Origin of the sequence: Isoptericola sp. NPDC058082 (assembly GCF_042885055.1) — a bacterium.
Lineage (GTDB): Bacteria > Actinomycetota > Actinomycetes > Actinomycetales > Cellulomonadaceae > Isoptericola.
On the sequence record NZ_JBHVSQ010000009.1, the window covers coordinates 157150 to 172356 of the forward strand.

Consider the following 15207-nt stretch of genomic DNA (forward strand, 5'->3'; position numbering starts at 1 on the left):
CGGTCGCCGGTAGCCTCCGGGCATGCCTCCGAGGTTCCGGCGCCCCGAGCCGATGACCACCTTCGAGCTCGTGCCGGACGACGAGCGCGAGGACGCGCCCGACGACGCCCCGGGCGACCGGCCCCACGAGAGCCGCCGGCGCCCGGCGGACCTGATCGTGCGGGCCCGCGCCCGGTGGCGCACGCTCTCCCGCCGGGGCCGCGTCGCCGTCGCGGGCGGCACCGCCGTCGTCGTGGTCGCCGCCGCCACCGCTGCCGTCGCCCCGGGCCTGCTGGATGCCCGCGCCGAGCGCCAGCGCGCCGAGGCGATCCGCGGCATGCCCGGCGTCGTGGGCGACCTGTCCGAGCCCGTCGACGTCGCCTGGTCCCTCCCCGAGGAGTCGTCGGTCGCCGCGGTCCTGCCGGGCGGCGTGCTGGCCGTCACCGACGGCGACGGCGTCCGGGCGATGGACGCGGCGACCGGCGACGTCGTGTGGGAGCACCCGTTCGACGACGGCGCGATGTGCGGGCCCACGCCCTGGACCCCGGTCGACTGGAGCGCCCCGGTGGACACCGTGGTCTGCGTCGAGGACGCCTCCCGCGTCACGGTGCTCGACGCCGCCGGCACGGTGCTGAGCGAACGCGAGCTCGACCTCCTCGAGCCGGTCGACGCGCCCGGGGAGGGCGACCCCGGCGTCTACTCCTGGTCCCAGGTGGTCCCCGCCGCCGACGGGACGGTCGCGGTGCTCGACGAGACCGCCTCGGTGACCGAGGTCCCGTGGCCGGAGGGCGAGGACGCCGCGAGCCTCCTGCGCGCCCTGCGCGACACGGGCTGGCACGACCCGACCCTGCGGGTCGTGGACGCCGTCACCGGGGAGGAGCGCGCCGAGGTGACGGTCCCCCTCACCGAGGACGCCCTCGAGTCGTGCGGGGTGACGGAGGGCCCCGGCGAGCAGACGGTGAGCGTCACGCCGCAGCCCTGGATCGACGCGACGCCGTCGGCGACGACGCTCGGCCTGTGCGGCCTCACGCGGGCGGTCACGCCGACCGGCGGGTCGTTCGACGTGGGCGGCGACGCGCACACGCTGGTGCCGCTGCCCGGCGGCCGGTTCCTGGTGCAGGGCGAGACCAGCGAGGTCCGCGACGCCCACGGCGAGCGGCTGGAGACGATCCACGGCTCGGCGGTCGCCCCGCTCGTCGACACGACGCCCGACGGCGCGCGGCTGGTCCTCGTCGGCGCCGGCGGCAGCGCCTCGTCGCTGGCGGCCCTCGGCGCCGACGGGGCGCCCACCTGGTCGGTCTCCGTCGCCCCCCTCACGACGCCGCTCGCCCGGGTCGGGGACGCGATCGTCCTCGCCGACGAGACGTCGCTCACGGTCGTCGACGCCCGCACCGGCGCACAGCGGTGGCGGGTGACGGACCTGCTCGACGGCGACCCCGAGGACGGCGAGACGGTCGCGGGCGCCGTCACCGACGGCACCCGCCTGCTGCTCGCGATCTCCCCGGCCTCGTGGTCCGACGACGGCGCGGACGCGCCCCACCGCCTGGTCGCGCTCGACCTGCGGGACGGCAGCACGGCGTGGGAACGGACCGGCACGGGTGTGCTGTGGGGGCTGTTCTCCGCCGGCGGCACTCCCGTGACCCTCGGGAACGCCCTGTCGGGGCTCGGCGGGGCCTAGCCGCGGCGCGGTCGGTCGGCGGTCGTCGCCGTCAGGACGCCGTCCAGCTCCCGCCGTCCTTCGGGACGAGCTCGATCCACGTGCTGCCGGGGTCGAGCTCGACCGGCTCGCCGTCGCGGGTCAGCTCGACCGGCGACCTCTGGCCCTTCTTCGACCACTGCACGGACACCGTCCTGCCGGCGGACGCCAGCACCCCCTTGCCCTTGCCCACCAGCTCGGTCTTCGGGACGGGCGCGCCGGCCGGGTCCTTGTACTGCGTGTCCACCACGTCCACCGACAGCGCGAGCACGTTGACGGCCGCGTGCCGCTTCCCCGACGACGACACCGACTCGCGCGAGCCCTCGCTGCGCAGCCACCGCTTCTCCTCGCCGGACCAGTCCCAGACGCTGCGCTGCGCCGGGCTGAGGGTCACGTCGAGGGTGGCCGCCTTCGTGCCGTCGGCCGCCGCGGTGCCCTCGCCCGCCTCGCCCGCGTACCGGAACTGGGCGGGCGGCGGCACGGTGCGGTCGCCGTCGGCCTGGTCGAGGAAGGCCTTCGGGTCCCCGACGACGTTGTGCGGCGCGGCGCGGCCCGGGTCGCGGGAGAAGCCCGCGTCGCCGCGGTCCATGATCACCGACTGGGTGCCGGACTTCTCCACCGCCGCGATGAACGGCGCCTGACCGCCCGAGTAGGCGAGGATGCCGCCGAGCGGGGCGACGACGTCGGGGTCCATGGGCCGCACCGAGCGCACGGGTTCCACCGCCTTCGGGATCCGCGAGTGGTAGACGGCGACGAACCGGGTGATACCGCCCTCGACGACCTCCTCCCACACCAGGTCGGCGTCCTCGAGGCCGGTCTGCGGACGTGCCTCGGGCGCGTTCTCGATCTTCACCGCGAGCGCCGGCCGGGCCGCCACCTCGTCCGAGCGCACCCCGGTGAGCGGCCAGGCCGACGGCATCGTGGGCGACGGCGGGGCGCCCTTGTCGGCGGTGCTGCCCGGCGTGACGACCGGCGACGGCGACCCGCCGGACGAGCACGCCGCCAGAGCCAGGACGGCGGCGACCGTCAGCGCTGCGGCGCGCCGGGTGCGGGACGGGCGGGGCGTGGCGGTCATACGGTTCTCCCGGGGTCGCGGGCTGTGCGCGCGGTCACACGCCCTCACCGTAGGCCGGGAACGCCCCGATCCGGCGTCAACGCACCCGCCACGACCCGGTGCCGCGTGGGACGAGCTCGACCCACAGGTTGCCCGGGTCGAGGCGGACGGGGTCGCCCCCGCGGGTCTTCAGCACCAGCTTCTTGCTCGTCGACTTCTTCGACCAGATCACGCTGAGCGCCTTGCCGCGGGTGAGGAGCACGCCCTTGCCGCGGCCCACCATCTGCGTCTCGGGCACGGGGGCGCCGCTCGGGTCGCGGTACCTCGTGTTCTTCAGCTTCACGGACAGGAGCAGCACGTTGCGGGCCCGCAGCTGGCTCCCGGAGGAGATCGAGGGGGCCGAGCCGTCGTAGCGGGCGTACGTCTTCGTCTTCGCCTTCCACCGCCACACGGTGCGCTGCGCCGGGGAGAGCCGGACGTCGGCCACGCGACCCTTCCGGTCGTTCTTCGCGGCGGACCCCTGGCCGACCTTGGCGGCGTACGAGAACTGCGCGGGCGGCGGGGTCGCCCGGCTCTTGGTCGCCTGCTTCGCGAACGCCTTCACGGACCCGTACACGTTGTGCGGCGCAGCCCGGTCGCCGCTGCGCCGGAAGCCAGGGTCGCCGCCGTCCATGGTCACGGACTGGACCTTCGCCTTCCCCACGGCGCGGACGAACGGCGGCTGCCCGCCGGAGTAGGCCAGGATGCCGTGCATCGGCGCGACGATGCCCGGGTCCATGGGGCGCACGGACCGGACGGGACCGACGGTGCCGGGCAGCTTCGAGTGGTACACGGCGACGTACCGGCTGATGCCGCCCTCGACCACCTGCTCCCACACGATGTCCGCCTGCTGCAGCCCGGACTGCGGTCGTGCCTGCGACGAGTTCTCGATCTTCACCGCGACGGCCGGCCTGGAAGGGACCTTCTTCGTCCCGGTCTGCCTGCCGTTGAGCGGCCACACCGCGGGCTTCGGCTTCGGTGCCGGCTTCGGCTTCACGGGGTCGGGCGGTGCCGCCTTCGGCAGGGAGACGTCCGGTGCGGCGGTGACGGTGGGCGGCGCGGCGGGCTCGCCGGCGCCGCAGGCGGCCGTGGCCAGCAGGGCGAGCGCGACGATCGCGCCGACGGCCCCGGTCCGGGCGCCACGGGGTGCGCCTGCGGGCTTCGTGGGCATCCTCGGCGTCCTCCTCGACGTGCGTGCGGCCCAGGGGCTCCCGGGCCAGGACCGTGCCACCCTACGGCAGGCCTGCCGCGACCCGGACGGGACCCGGACCGACCCGGACCGACCCGGACCTACGCTGGTGCGGTGCCCCGCCCCTCGCTCCCCCCGTCCGTCGGCGTGCTCCGCGACGCCGTGCGCGCCGCGCTCGACGGCGGCCCTGCCGTCGTGCCGCTCCCTCGCACGACGGCGGCCCCCGTGCCGCCGGGCACGGCGCTGCTGGTGCGCACGTCCGGGTCGACGGGGACGCCCCGCGAGGTCGCGCTGCCCGCCGCCGCGCTGCGCGCGTCCGCGTCGGCCACCCACGAGCGACTGGGCGGCCCCGGACGGTGGGTGCTGACGCTGCCGCCGACGCACGTGGCGGGCCTGCAGGTGCTGGTGCGGTCGGCGCTCGCCGGCACCCCCCTGGCGGCGGCCGACCCGGACGCGCGGTTCACGCCCGACGGCCTGGCCGACCTGCTCGAACCCACCCTCGACGCCGCCGGCGACGACCCGGTGTACGTGTCGCTGGTGCCCACCCAGGTGCACCGCCTGCTCGCCGCCGCCCAGGACGGCGCGCCCCGCGGGCTGGCGGCGCTGGCCCGCTGCGCGGCGGTGCTGCTCGGCGGCGCGGCGACCCCGCCCCCGCTGCTCGCCCGCGCCGCGGAGGCGGGCGTGAGCGTCGTGACGACCTACGGCATGTCGGAGACCGCCGGCGGCTGCGTGTACGACGGCGCGCCCCTGCGCGGCGTCCGGGTCCGCCTCGTCCCCCCCGAGCCCTCAGGAGAGGTGGGGGTCGTCGAGCTGGGCGGGCCCACGCTCGCGGCCGGGTACCTGGGCGACGACGCCGCCACGGCCGCGGCGTTCCGCACCGACCCGGACGGCGCCCGCTGGTTCCGCACGTCCGACCTCGGCCGGCTGCGCCCGGACGGCACGCTGCAGGTGCTCGGCCGGGCGGACGACGTCGTCGTCACCGGCGGCGTGAACGTGGCGCCGGCGCCCGTCGAGGCGCTCGTCGGCGAGCTGCTCGACGGCGAGGCGTGCGTCGTCGGCGTGCCCGACGCCGAGTGGGGGCAGGCGCTCGTGGCCGTGGTCGCGTCCCCGGCCGCGTCGACCGGGCCGAGCGGGCCGCGGCTCGTGCCCGTGGACGACGACGCGCTGGCGCGGGTCCGGTCCGCCGCGACGACTAGGCTGGGTGCGCCGTCCGCGCCCCGCCGCGTGTACCGCACGGCCGCGCTCCCGCTGCGCGGCCCCGGCAAGGTGGACCGCAGCGGCGTCGTCGCCCTCGTCCGCGAGCACGAGGCGCACGCCTGACCTGCTCGCGCACGCGACGCCCCGGCGCCGCACCGACGGACGGAGAAGCATGGCCACGACGAGCGAGTGGATCGCCGGAGCACGCCCCCGCACCCTGCCGGCCGCGGCCGCGCCGGTGCTGATCGGGTCGGGCGCCGCGGCGGACGTGGGAGCCTTCGCCTGGCTGCCCGCCGTCCTCGCCCTCGGCGTCGCGCTCGCCCTGCAGGTGGGGGTCAACTACGCCAACGACTACTCGGACGGCGTGCGCGGTACGGACGTCGACCGGGTGGGTCCGTTGCGCCTCACGGCGTCCGGCATCGCGCCGCCCCGCCGCGTCAAGGGGGCCGCGTTCGCGTCGTTCGGGGTCGCCGGGGTGCTCGGCCTCGCGCTGTGCGCCGTCAGCGGGCACTGGTGGCTGCTCGCGGTGGGCGTGCTCTGCGTGCTGGCCGCCTGGTACTACACGGGCGGCAAGCACCCGTACGGCTACGCGGGGCTGGGCGAGGTGGGCGTCTTCGTGTTCTTCGGGCTCGTCGCGACGCTCGGCACCACGTACACCCAGGCGGACACCCTCACGTGGCCGTCCGTGCTGGGAGCGGTCGGCGTCGGCCTGATCGCCTGCGGGCTGCTCATGGTGAACAACGTGCGCGACATCCCGACCGACGTCGTCGCGGGCAAGCGGACCCTCGCCGTGCGCCTGGGCGACCACCGCGCCCGGCGCTGGTACGCCGGCTGCATCCTGCTGCCCGTGGTGCTGGGCATGGTGTGCGCGGCGTGGTCGCCGTGGGCGCTGCTCGTCACGGTGCTGCTGCTGCCCGCCGCGCTGCTCGTGGCCCCGGTGATCGCCGGGGCGCGCGGGCCGCTGCTCGTGAAGGTGCTCGCCGGCACCGGGATGTTCGAGCTCGCCTACGGCGTGCTGCTGGCCGTCGGCCTGGCGCTCTGACGCCGGCACACCCGCCCGCTCAACCGGCCGTGGGGTGCTCCCGGTCCACGACGGAGTCCTCGTAGTCGGTGTCGACGTCGTGCTTGTCGGCGCCGTCCTTGCGCCGCTGCTCCTTCTCCGCGAGCCAGCGCGCCGCGGCGTCCCGTGGCTTGCTCAGCGCGAGGTACGAGACGGCGAACGCCACGACGGCGGCGACCAGGACGAGGAGCCAGCTGCGCAGGCCGAGCAGGTAGCCGGCGCCGAGGGCGGCGACGAACAGCAGGATCCGCCAGACGGTGTACATGACGAGGGGCACGCTTCCAGGGTAGGCGCGATTCCTGAGCATCCCGACGCCGAACTAGGCTGGAGGCATGTTCGCGCGTGTGATCCTGCCCCTCCTCGTGGTGGGGCTCGCCCTGTACGCCCTGCTCGACCTGTTCGGCTCCGAGGAGGACGAGCGCGGCGGCCTCCCCCGCTGGCTCTGGGCGGTGATCATCGTGCTGCTGCCGATCTTCGGCGCCGTCGCGTGGATCGTCGTCAAGCAGTCCGCCCGCCGCGCCTCCGGCGGCCGCGGCCCGACGTCCCGCCGGCGGCGTCCCGGACCGTCCGGCCCGCGCCGTCCGTCCGGTCCCGTGGCGCCCGACGACGACCCGGAGTTCCTCTGGCGCCTCGAGCAGGAGAAGCGCCGCCGCGAGCGCGAGGGCGGCGGCAACGGCGACGCTCCCTAGACGCCGTGAGCGGACGCCGTGAGCGGCCGTTGTGAGCGCGAAAGAGGGGACTGTCCGGTAGCGGACAGTCCCCTCTTTCGCGCTCGCAGCGGCCGAGTGGCGTCAGGCGCCGCCGGTGCTGTCGGTGTTGAGCCCCGAGTACGAGTGCTTGCCGTTGAAGATCAGGTTCACGCCGGTGAAGTTGAACAGCACGCACAGGTAGCCGACGATCACGAACCACGCGGCGCGGCGGCCGTCCCAGCCGCGGGTGGTGCGGGCGTGCAGGTACGCCGCGTACACGACCCAGATGACGAAGCTCCAGACCTCCTTGGGGTCCCAGCCCCAGTAGCGGCCCCAGGCGTGCTCGGCCCAGATCGCGCCGCCGATGATGGTGAAGGTCCACAGCACGAAGCCGACGGCGTTGAGCCGGAACGACAGCGCCTCGAGCGAGGTGGGGGTCGGCACGCGGTCGAGCCAGCGGAAGCCGGGCCGCTGCAGGTACGGGGAGCCGGTGTCGCGGCTGTCGCGCAGGAGCTGCAGCACCGACGCGACGAACGCGACGGTGAAGATGCCGGTGGCGCTGATCGCCACGCCCACGTGGATGACGAGCCAGTAGTTCTGCAGCGCCGGCTGCACGCCCATGGCGGCGACGTAGAAGACGTTGAGGCCGAGCACGAGGAAGAGCACCGTCAGGCCGGTGACGAACGCGCCGAGGAACTTGAAGTCCTTGCGGACGTTCATGCCGAGGAACACGGCGAGGGCCATGAACGACCCCACCAGGGTGAACTCGTACATGTTGGCCCACGGCGTGCGGCCCGCGGCGAACCCGCGCAGCACGATCGCCACGAGGAGCATCGCCGTGCCCAGCCACGTGGTCGACATCGCGATGCCGGCAGCACGACGGCGCGCGGGGGCGGTGTCCCCCGCCGTCCCCGGGGTGCTCGCGGCAGGCGCGGGTCCAGGCCGGGACCCGGCCCCCACCGCCGCGGGCGTGCGCGCCTCGGCGTGGGCCTCGGCCCGCGCCTCCGTGCGGCGGCCCAGGTCGATCGCGAACGCGACGAGCGCGATCGTGAGCGCCGTGGCGGCGCCCCACACGAGCAGCACGCTCAGCTCGGCGATCTGCATGGTCAGTCCTCCGTGGCGGTTCTCTGGTGGTCGGCGGCGAGCTGGTCGTCGTCGGGCTTGTCGTCGGGCTTGTCGTCGTCACTCGTGCCGTCGGCGAGCCCCGGCACCGCTGCCAGGGCCTTGTCGACCTCGCGCTGCAGGCCGGCGTCGTCCCCGCGCGCGAGCCCGGCGAGCTCGACGTGCGTGACGGCCCGGCCGTCGTCGTCCGTGGTCTCCCATGATCGCACCCACACGCGGCGGCGCGGCGTGAACAGCGAGACCGCGAGGCCGGCGAGGGCCAGCAGGGAGAACGTCAGCACCCAGGCGAGCGAGGGGTCGTAGCGCAGGTCGAGCGCGACGTAGCGCGGCACCGCCTCGCCGAGGGTGACGGTGCCGAGGCCGTCGGGCAGCTCGACCGTCTCCCCGGGCTTCACGAGCAGCTTGATCGTCTCGCCGTCCTCGTCCGTCGACGGCGTGAGCGAGGCGGTGTCGAGGCGGTACACGTTCTGCGGCACGCCGTCGTCCAGGCCCAGGTCGCCGCGGAACACCTCGAGCACCATGAGCGGGTTCTGGGGCTGCGGGAAGACGGAGCGGGCCGAGCCGTCCGCCTCGACGACGGCGGTGGGCAGGAAGTACCCGACCAGGCCGATCTGCTCCTGCCCGTCGGAGACGTCCGGGACCTTCACGACGCCGCGCGACGTGTACATGGTGTCCTCGGGCAGGAACGGGACGCGGCCGGAGAACGCCATCTCGCCGGCGCCGTCCTTGACGGTGATCTCCGGGGCGAACCCGTTGCCCTGGAGGTAGATCTTGGCGCCGTCGACCGTCAGCGGGGAGTTCACCTTGATCTGGTCGGAGTGCTGCCCGCCGTCCGGCTCGGTGACCGTCACGTGGGCGGTGAAGTCGCGCGCCTGCGCGAAGGCCACGGTGTCGGAGGCGAACTCGGAGTCGAACGAGTCGAGCGTCATCGAGAACGGCGACAGCGACGACGGCTGGAACCACGCGCCCTTGTCGAAGGTGTCGTAGTCGACGACCGCGTTGGCGAAGCCGCGGCCCTCCGTGACGATCGCCTGGCCGCGGTAGTGGAGCAACTGACCGAGGGCGACGGAGACGAGCAGGCCGAGCAGCGCGAGGTGGAACACGAGGTTGCCGGTCTCGCGCAGGTAGCCGCGCTCCGCGGCCACCGTGCGGGTGGCGGGCCGGCCGAGGCGCGGCTCCTCCGACCCGACGTCGACGCGGAACGTGGGCAGGCGGCGCAAGGGGCCGCGCAGGTGGCCGGCCACGGCCTCGACGACCTCGTCGGGCGAGGCCGTCGTGCTGGCCTCGGCCGTGGCGGGGAACCGGCCGAACCTGACCGGCGTCTTCGGCGGCCGGTTCCGCAGGTTGCGGGCGTGCGCGAGCGTGCGCGGCACGATGCAGCCCACGAGCGACACGAACAGCAGGATGTAGATCGCCGAGAACCAGACCGAGCTGTAGACCTCGAAGAAGCCGAACCGGTCCAGCCACTCCCCCAGCGTGGGGTGGTCGCCGAGGTACTCGAGCACCGCGGCGGCGTCCTGGCCGCGCTGCGGCAGCACCGAGCCGGGCACCGCCGCGACGGCGAGCAGCATGAGCAGCATGAGCGCCACGCGCATGCTCGTGAGCTGGCGCCACGTCCAGCGCAGCATGCCGCGCCAGCCCAGCGTCGGCAGGTTCGGGCCGGCGGGCTTGGCCGGCCCCTCGGCGGGGGACGAGGGCCCGGCGTCGGCGCGGCCCTCGACGAACGCGTCGTTGATGCCCTCCGGTCGGTACGTCGCCTTCTCGCTCATCACACCACCGTCACGAATCCGCCGATCCAGCCCTGGAGCTGGCTGGTCCACGAGGACCACAGCCCCGTGACCAGCGCCAGGCCGACCAGCACCAGCAGGGCGCCGCCCGCGCGCTGGATGCCCAGGCGGTGCCGGCGCAGGAAGCCGAGCATGCGCTGCGAGGACTGCAGCCCGAGCGCGACCAGGAGGAAGGGCACGCCCAGCCCGACGCAGTACGCGACGCCGAGCACCAGACCGCGGCCGGCCGACGCCTGGTCGAGCGCCAGCGTCTGCACGGCCGCGAGCGTCGGGCCGATGCAGGGGGTCCAGCCGAGGCCGAACACCACGCCCAGCAGCGGCGCGCCCCACAGGCCCGCCCGGGGGCTCAGGTGCATGCGCCGCTCCCGCTGCAGGAACGGCACGGCGCCGAGGAAGGCGAGACCCATGAGGATCACGACGACCCCGAGGACACGCATGATCGTGCCCTCCCACTGCACCAGGTAGGAGCCGATCGCCCCCGCGGCTGCCATGAACGCCACGAACACCGCGGTGAAGCCGAGGACGAAGAGCGCCACGCCGGCGACGACGCGGCGCCGGGCCGGGTCCTGGGGCACCCCGGGCCGGCCCTTCGCGCCCGTCCCGGCCGACGCGGCGGCCATGCCGCTCACGTACCCGACGTAGCCGGGCACCAGGGGCAGCACGCACGGCGAGGCGAACGACACGAGGCCGGCGATCAGCGCCACGGGCAGCGCCAGCAACATCGAGCCGCTGAACACCGTGGTCGCGAAGGTCTCGCCCATCAGGCGCCCTTCGCGCCGTCGCCCGACTCGGCGAGCACCTCGTCGACGATCGCGTCGAGCGTGGACGCCTCCGCCTGCCCGATGACGCGCGCCGCGACCCGGCCCTCGGCGTCGAGCACGACGGTGGACGGCACGGCCTGCAGCGGCACGACGCCGGAGAGCCTGGCCACGACCTGGCCGCTGCGGTCCTCGATGGACGGGTAGGGCACGTCGAAGGTGCGCTGGAACGAGGTGGCGGCGCCCGCCTCGTCCTCGGTGTTGATGCCCAGCACGCGTACGCCGTCGGCCTCGCGCTCGTTCGCGAGCGCCACGAGGTCGGGGGCCTCGGCGCGGCACGGCGCGCACCCGGCGTACCAGGTGTTGACCACGACGACGTCGCCGAGCCAGTCGGCCGTGCTGACCTCGTCGCCCTCGAACGACGTGCCCTCGACGGTCACGGCGTCCTCGCGGTCCCCCGCGTCCCACTGCTTCACGGAGCCGTCGCCGGAGACGAAGCCCTGTCCGACGACGTCGCCGGCGCCCGAGTCCTGGGCGCCGCACGCGGCGAGGAGCCCGAGGGCGAGGACGGCGCCGACGGCCGCCGAGGCGCGGCGGAGCGCGCGCGGGCGAGCGGTGCGCATCACGCCCCCGGCACGGGGTCGGCGCCGGCGAGCAGGTCGGCGGCGGGCTCGGTGTAGTGCAGGCCCACGAACGTCTCGCCGTCGAACCGCAGCGAGGTCATCGACGCCAGGGCGCACTGACGGTGGCGGGGGTCGTGCGCCAGGGAGCCGCCCTCGTACGACCGCCGGGTGACCCAGACCGGGAGCTGGTGGCTGACCAGCACGACCTCGTGGCCCTCGTAGGCACGACGCGCGTCGTCCACGGCGGCACGCATCCGGGTCACCTGGTCCGCGTACGGCTCGCCCCACGACGGGCGGAGCGGGTTCCACAGGTAGCGCCAGTACTTCGGGTGGGCGAGCTGCCCCGGGTTCTTCCCGATCGTCGTGCCCTCGAAGTGGTTCCCCGCCTCGACGAGCCGGTGGTCGGTGGCGAGGGTCAGGCCGAAAGCCTCGGCCGTCGGCGTCGCGGTCTCCTGCGCACGCTGCAGCGGGGAGGCGACGACGGCGACGACGTCGCGGCCCGCGCCGGACAGGTGCTGCGCCACGCGGCGCGCCATCGCCTGGCCGCGGTCGGACAGGCGGTAGCCGGGGATGCGCCCGTAGAGGACGCCGTCCGGGTTGTGGACCTCGCCGTGCCGTACGAGATGGACGGTGGTGGTGGCCATGGGTCCCAGTGTCCCAGACCGGCGGCGTACCCAGGTCCCGTCCAGCATGACGTGACGACCCTCACGCGACCGGCACGGGCCGACGGGCCGTCGCCGACACTGCGGGGCTCACCGTCGGCGGTGGACCAGTTGGCCACCTCCATCGCCGTGCCGCCGTGCCGCAGAGCGACTAGGGCGCCGCGGGCCCCCTGGCCACGTCCGCCACCTTCGCCATGGCACGGCCCAGGGTCGCGAACTCCTCGTCGGTGAGGGCGTCGACCAGCAGGCGCCGGACCGCGGTCACATGGCCCGGCGCGGCGTCGACGAGCGCCGCGTACCCGGCGTCGGTCATGACGCAGTTCACCCCGCGCCGGTCCCCGGGCACGGGCGTGCGGACCACGAGCCCGCGCCGCTCCATCCGGTCGACCGTGTGCGTCAGGCGGCTGCGCGACAGCGCGAGGAAGTCCGCGAGCGCCGACATCCGCAGCGTCCTGCCCGACGCCTCGGAGAGCTGCACCAGCAGGTGGTACTCGCCGAGCGTGACCGGCAGCCCCTCGTCGTGCGCGTCCCCCAGCGCCTCGAAGAAGCGTGACGTCCCCTCGAGGAACCGTCGCCACGCCCACTGCTGCTGCTCGTCGAGCCAGCGCACGTCCGCGCGGCCCTCGTCGTCGCGCTCCTGCACTCTCGTCGCACCCACGGGAATAGGTTACGAGAGCGGCGCGTTCCACCCCCCGTGACGATAGTTGATTCATCAACTATCTTGGTGACAGTCAGCACGACCCAACCCGAGGGAGACACCATGACCGCGCTGCCCGCAGGCCTGACCGCCGGTACCTACGCCATCGACACCGCCCACTCGACCGCCTCGTTCGCCGTGCGCCACGCCGGGATCGCCAAGGTGCGCGGCACGATCGCCATCTCGTCCGGCGCCATCACCGTGGGCGACGACCTCGAGTCGACGGCCGTCTCCGCCGAGCTCGACGCCGCGTCGGTCAACACCGGCGACGAGAACCGCGACGGCCACCTGAAGAGCGCCGACTTCTGGCACGCCGAGGAGAAGCCGGTCTGGTCCTTCGCCTCCAAGGGCATCTCCACCGACGGTGACGACTACACGATCACCGGCGACCTCACCATCAACGGCGTCACCAACACGGTCGAGCTGCCCACCGAGTTCACCGGCACCGCCACCGACCCGTTCGGCAACCCGCGCGCCGGCTTCGAGTCCCAGATCGAGATCTCGCGCAAGGACTACGGCCTGACCTGGAACGCCGCGCTGGAGACCGGCGGCGTCCTCGTGGGCGACAAGGTCAAGATCGCCCTCGACGTCTCGGCCATCAAGCAGAGCTGACCCTCTCGCCGAGGCAGTTCGAGATCTGCCCAGATAGTTCGAAGGGGCGGCCCGCGGATATGCGGGCCGCCCCTTCGGACGACCTGGGCCATGTCTGAACTACCTCGGCGACTCCGGGACTACCTCGCGGGGGCTCCGTTGGTCGCCGCACGGGCCGCGGCGTGGAACGCGAGGATCTGCAGCTCGCCGGCCACGTCCACCGAGCGCACGACGACGTCGTCGGGCAGCTGCAGCGCCACCGGTGCGAAGGACAGGATCTCCCGCACGCCGCACGCCACGATCCGTTCGGCGATGGCCTGCGCCACCGGCCCGGGGGTCGCCAGCACCACCATCGACACGCCGGTGCGCGCGAGGACGTCCTCCAGCGCGTCGACGTGCTCGATCGTCAGCCCCGCCGCGGAGTTCCCCACCACCTGCGGGTCGGCGTCCAGCAGCGCCACCACCTGGAACCCTCGGGCCGCGTACCCCGAGTAGTTCGCCAGGGCGTGCCCCAGGTTGCCGATGCCGACGATCGCCAGCCGGTGCTCGGACTCGAGCCCCAGCGCCGTCGCGATGTACTGCGCCAACGACTGCACGTCGTAGCCCACGCCGCGCGTGCCGAACGACCCGAGGTAGGACAGGTCCTTGCGCAGCTGCGCCGACCCCACCCCGGACCGCTCCGCCAGCTCCGACGACGACGTCGTCGTCACACCGCCCTCCGCCAGGTCGCGCAGGGCGCGCAGGTAGTACGGCAGCCTCGCCACCGTCGCGGCCGGCACCGTCGCCTCACCGAGCTCGATCACTGCTGGATCACCCTGTCGTCCTCTCCCGGGGCTCAGCGAGCCAGCCGCCGCGCCAGCCGCGCGCCGTCCACCCGCCAGAAGCCCTGCTGCACGCCGTCCACCTCGACGACGGGCACGTAGTCCCCGTACTTGCCCACCAGGTCACCACCGGGACCGTCGACGTCGATGTCGACCTCCCGCCACGTCTCCCCCGCCGCGCCGCACACGTCCGCGACCACCGCCCGAGCCTCCTCGCACAGGTGGCAACCGACACGCGTGTACAGCAGCACCCGGGGTTCACCTGCGGATCCCTGCGGCCTGCTCACCTGCACAGCGTATCCGCGCCGATACAGTGGACCGCATGCCGTCGCCCGCCGAGTCGTCCCCGCCGGCGCGCGCCGCAGCCTTCTTCGACGTCGACAACACCATCATCCGGGGCGCCAGCGCCTTCCACCTCGCGCGCGCCCTGTACCAGCGCCGGTTCTTCGGCACCCGCGACCTGCTGCGGTTCGCGCTGATCCAGGCGAAGTACCTCGTGTTCGGCGAGTCCCGCTCCCAGATCGAGACGGTGCGCAGCCGCGCGCTGTCGCTCATCGCCGGCCGTTCGGTGGCGGAGATCACCGCGGTGGGCGAGGACGTGTACGACACCGTGCTCGAGCTGCGCATCTTCCCGGGCACCAAGCGGCTGCTCGACGAGCACCTGGCCGCCGGCGACCAGGTGTGGCTCGTGACCGCGACGCCGGTCGAGATCGGCGGCCTCATCGCCCGCCGCCTCGGCGCCACGGGGTGCCTCGGCACCATCGGGGAGCACTCCGGCGGTTTCTACACCGGCCGCCTCGTGGGCGACCTCATGCACGGCGAGGCGAAGGCCGCCGCCGTCCGCGAGCTCGCCGACCGCGAGGGCATCGACCTCTCCGCCTCGTACGCGTACGGCGACTCGCTCAACGACCTGCCGATGATGCGCACCGTCGGGCACCCGTGCCCCATCAACCCCGACGCGCGCCTGCGCCGGCACGCCAAGGAGGTCGGCTGGCCCATCCGCGAGTTCCGCGGCCGCGGACGGCGCGTGGCCGGCCGGGGCATGAAGACGGCGTCGTGGGCCGGCGCCGCCTGGGTCGCCGGGCTCGTGCTGCGCAGCATCCGCCGGCGGCTGCAGGGCCGCTGACCCCGACCCCGGACACCGAACGGGCCCGGGGGAGGCAGGGGGGGGGGGGGGGGGGTGGGGAGGGAAAGTGGCCGGCGCGAGAGCACTTGGCGCCCAAGCCCGCGCCCGACACGTACC

General features: G+C 74.6%; 17 protein-coding genes. 6 read left to right on the forward strand and 11 right to left on the reverse strand.

The genetic code is table 11. The annotated features are described in order from the left end of the window. The first annotated feature begins 22 nt into the window (after positions 1-22). Positions 23-1657, forward strand: a complete 1635-nt coding sequence (locus ACFVS0_RS13950) for a PQQ-binding-like beta-propeller repeat protein (RefSeq protein WP_430588293.1) — start codon at positions 23-25, stop codon at positions 1655-1657. A 31-nt stretch (positions 1658-1688) separates the two neighbouring features. Here ACFVS0_RS13950 and ACFVS0_RS13955 read toward each other — a convergent pair whose 3' ends face one another. After that, the gene (locus ACFVS0_RS13955; RefSeq protein WP_430588294.1) at positions 1689-2750 is read right to left on the reverse strand and encodes a DUF3048 domain-containing protein; all 1062 of its coding nucleotides are present in this window, start codon (positions 2748-2750) and stop codon (positions 1689-1691) included. A 76-nt stretch (positions 2751-2826) separates the two neighbouring features. Continuing rightward, the gene (locus ACFVS0_RS13960; protein WP_430588295.1) at positions 2827-3939 is read right to left on the reverse strand and encodes a DUF3048 domain-containing protein; all 1113 of its coding nucleotides are present in this window, start codon (positions 3937-3939) and stop codon (positions 2827-2829) included. Between the two features lie 132 nt (positions 3940-4071). On the opposite strand from ACFVS0_RS13960, the gene ACFVS0_RS13965 reads away from it, so the two are divergent. Next, entirely contained in the window at positions 4072-5277 is a 1206-nt protein-coding gene (locus ACFVS0_RS13965) for an AMP-binding protein (RefSeq protein WP_430588296.1), read from the forward strand. Positions 5278-5326: 49 nt separating this feature from the next. Beyond that, positions 5327-6196: a 1,4-dihydroxy-2-naphthoate polyprenyltransferase gene (locus ACFVS0_RS13970; protein WP_430550601.1), complete on the forward strand. Its 870-nt coding sequence runs from the start codon at positions 5327-5329 to the stop codon at positions 6194-6196. A 19-nt stretch (positions 6197-6215) separates the two neighbouring features. On the opposite strand, the gene ACFVS0_RS13975 is transcribed toward ACFVS0_RS13970, so the two are convergent. Then, positions 6216-6491, reverse strand: a complete 276-nt coding sequence (locus ACFVS0_RS13975; RefSeq protein ID WP_430564345.1) for a DUF4229 domain-containing protein — start codon at positions 6489-6491, stop codon at positions 6216-6218. A gap of 55 nt (positions 6492-6546) precedes the next feature. Here ACFVS0_RS13975 and ACFVS0_RS13980 point away from each other — a divergent pair, with 55 nt between their 5' ends. Next, positions 6547-6903 (forward strand): PLD nuclease N-terminal domain-containing protein, encoded by a 357-nt coding sequence (locus ACFVS0_RS13980; RefSeq protein WP_430550603.1) that lies wholly within the window; start codon positions 6547-6549, stop codon positions 6901-6903. Positions 6904-7005: 102 nt separating this feature from the next. On the opposite strand, the gene ccsB is transcribed toward ACFVS0_RS13980, so the two are convergent. From ccsB to ACFVS0_RS14010, 6 genes are all read right to left on the reverse strand, one after another. Then, entirely contained in the window at positions 7006-8007 is a 1002-nt protein-coding gene (gene ccsB, locus ACFVS0_RS13985) for a c-type cytochrome biogenesis protein CcsB (protein WP_430585311.1), read from the reverse strand. A 2-nt stretch (positions 8008-8009) separates the two neighbouring features. Next, positions 8010-9794: a cytochrome c biogenesis protein ResB gene (locus ACFVS0_RS13990; protein ID WP_430550605.1), complete on the reverse strand. Its 1785-nt coding sequence runs from the start codon at positions 9792-9794 to the stop codon at positions 8010-8012. Beyond that, positions 9794-10573, reverse strand: a complete 780-nt coding sequence (locus tag ACFVS0_RS13995; RefSeq protein ID WP_430564347.1) for a cytochrome c biogenesis CcdA family protein — start codon at positions 10571-10573, stop codon at positions 9794-9796. The genes ACFVS0_RS13990 and ACFVS0_RS13995 overlap by 1 nt, the downstream gene beginning before the upstream one ends. Further along, positions 10573-11193 (reverse strand): TlpA family protein disulfide reductase, encoded by a 621-nt coding sequence (locus ACFVS0_RS14000; protein ID WP_430550607.1) that lies wholly within the window; start codon positions 11191-11193, stop codon positions 10573-10575. The genes ACFVS0_RS13995 and ACFVS0_RS14000 overlap by 1 nt, the downstream gene beginning before the upstream one ends. Next, complete coding sequence (locus ACFVS0_RS14005) at positions 11193-11837, reverse strand: histidine phosphatase family protein (protein WP_430564348.1); 645 nt, start codon at positions 11835-11837, stop codon at positions 11193-11195. Before ACFVS0_RS14005 ends, ACFVS0_RS14000 begins: the two co-directional genes overlap by 1 nt. A gap of 169 nt (positions 11838-12006) precedes the next feature. Continuing rightward, positions 12007-12513: a MarR family winged helix-turn-helix transcriptional regulator gene (locus ACFVS0_RS14010; RefSeq protein WP_430588297.1), complete on the reverse strand. Its 507-nt coding sequence runs from the start codon at positions 12511-12513 to the stop codon at positions 12007-12009. A gap of 102 nt (positions 12514-12615) precedes the next feature. Between ACFVS0_RS14010 and ACFVS0_RS14015 the strand changes: the two genes are divergently transcribed. Next, a complete protein-coding gene (locus tag ACFVS0_RS14015) occupies positions 12616-13164 on the forward strand; it encodes a YceI family protein (RefSeq protein WP_430550610.1) in 549 nt (182 codons plus the stop codon). Positions 13165-13283: 119 nt separating this feature from the next. On the opposite strand, the gene ACFVS0_RS14020 is transcribed toward ACFVS0_RS14015, so the two are convergent. Continuing rightward, complete coding sequence (locus tag ACFVS0_RS14020; RefSeq protein ID WP_430550611.1) at positions 13284-13946, reverse strand: redox-sensing transcriptional repressor Rex; 663 nt, start codon at positions 13944-13946, stop codon at positions 13284-13286. A 32-nt stretch (positions 13947-13978) separates the two neighbouring features. Further along, the gene (locus ACFVS0_RS14025) at positions 13979-14251 is read right to left on the reverse strand and encodes a glutaredoxin family protein (protein WP_430564350.1); all 273 of its coding nucleotides are present in this window, start codon (positions 14249-14251) and stop codon (positions 13979-13981) included. Positions 14252-14286: 35 nt separating this feature from the next. Between ACFVS0_RS14025 and ACFVS0_RS14030 the strand changes: the two genes are divergently transcribed. Beyond that, positions 14287-15090 carry an HAD family hydrolase gene (locus ACFVS0_RS14030; RefSeq protein ID WP_430550613.1) on the forward strand — a complete coding sequence of 268 codons (804 nt, stop codon included), beginning with the start codon at positions 14287-14289 and terminating at the stop codon, positions 15088-15090. The last annotated feature ends 117 nt before the right edge of the window (positions 15091-15207 follow it).

Coding starts and splice junctions, on each gene's coding strand:
- ACFVS0_RS13960 (WP_430588295.1), bottom strand. CDS start 3,939: ATGCCCACGAAGCCCGCAGGCGCACCCCGTGGCGCCCGGACCGGGGCC.
- ACFVS0_RS14000 (WP_430550607.1), bottom strand. CDS start 11,193: ATGCGCACCGCTCGCCCGCGCGCGCTCCGCCGCGCCTCGGCGGCCGTC.
- ACFVS0_RS13980 (WP_430550603.1), top strand. CDS start 6,547: ATGTTCGCGCGTGTGATCCTGCCCCTCCTCGTGGTGGGGCTCGCCCTG.
- ACFVS0_RS13990 (WP_430550605.1), bottom strand. CDS start 9,794: ATGAGCGAGAAGGCGACGTACCGACCGGAGGGCATCAACGACGCGTTC.
- ACFVS0_RS14005 (WP_430564348.1), bottom strand. CDS start 11,837: ATGGCCACCACCACCGTCCATCTCGTACGGCACGGCGAGGTCCACAAC.
- ACFVS0_RS13955 (WP_430588294.1), bottom strand. CDS start 2,750: ATGACCGCCACGCCCCGCCCGTCCCGCACCCGGCGCGCCGCAGCGCTG.
- ccsB (WP_430585311.1), bottom strand. CDS start 8,007: ATGCAGATCGCCGAGCTGAGCGTGCTGCTCGTGTGGGGCGCCGCCACG.
- ACFVS0_RS13995 (WP_430564347.1), bottom strand. CDS start 10,573: ATGGGCGAGACCTTCGCGACCACGGTGTTCAGCGGCTCGATGTTGCTG.
- ACFVS0_RS13970 (WP_430550601.1), top strand. CDS start 5,327: ATGGCCACGACGAGCGAGTGGATCGCCGGAGCACGCCCCCGCACCCTG.
- ACFVS0_RS14030 (WP_430550613.1), top strand. CDS start 14,287: ATGCCGTCGCCCGCCGAGTCGTCCCCGCCGGCGCGCGCCGCAGCCTTC.
- ACFVS0_RS13950 (WP_430588293.1), top strand. CDS start 23: ATGCCTCCGAGGTTCCGGCGCCCCGAGCCGATGACCACCTTCGAGCTC.
- ACFVS0_RS14015 (WP_430550610.1), top strand. CDS start 12,616: ATGACCGCGCTGCCCGCAGGCCTGACCGCCGGTACCTACGCCATCGAC.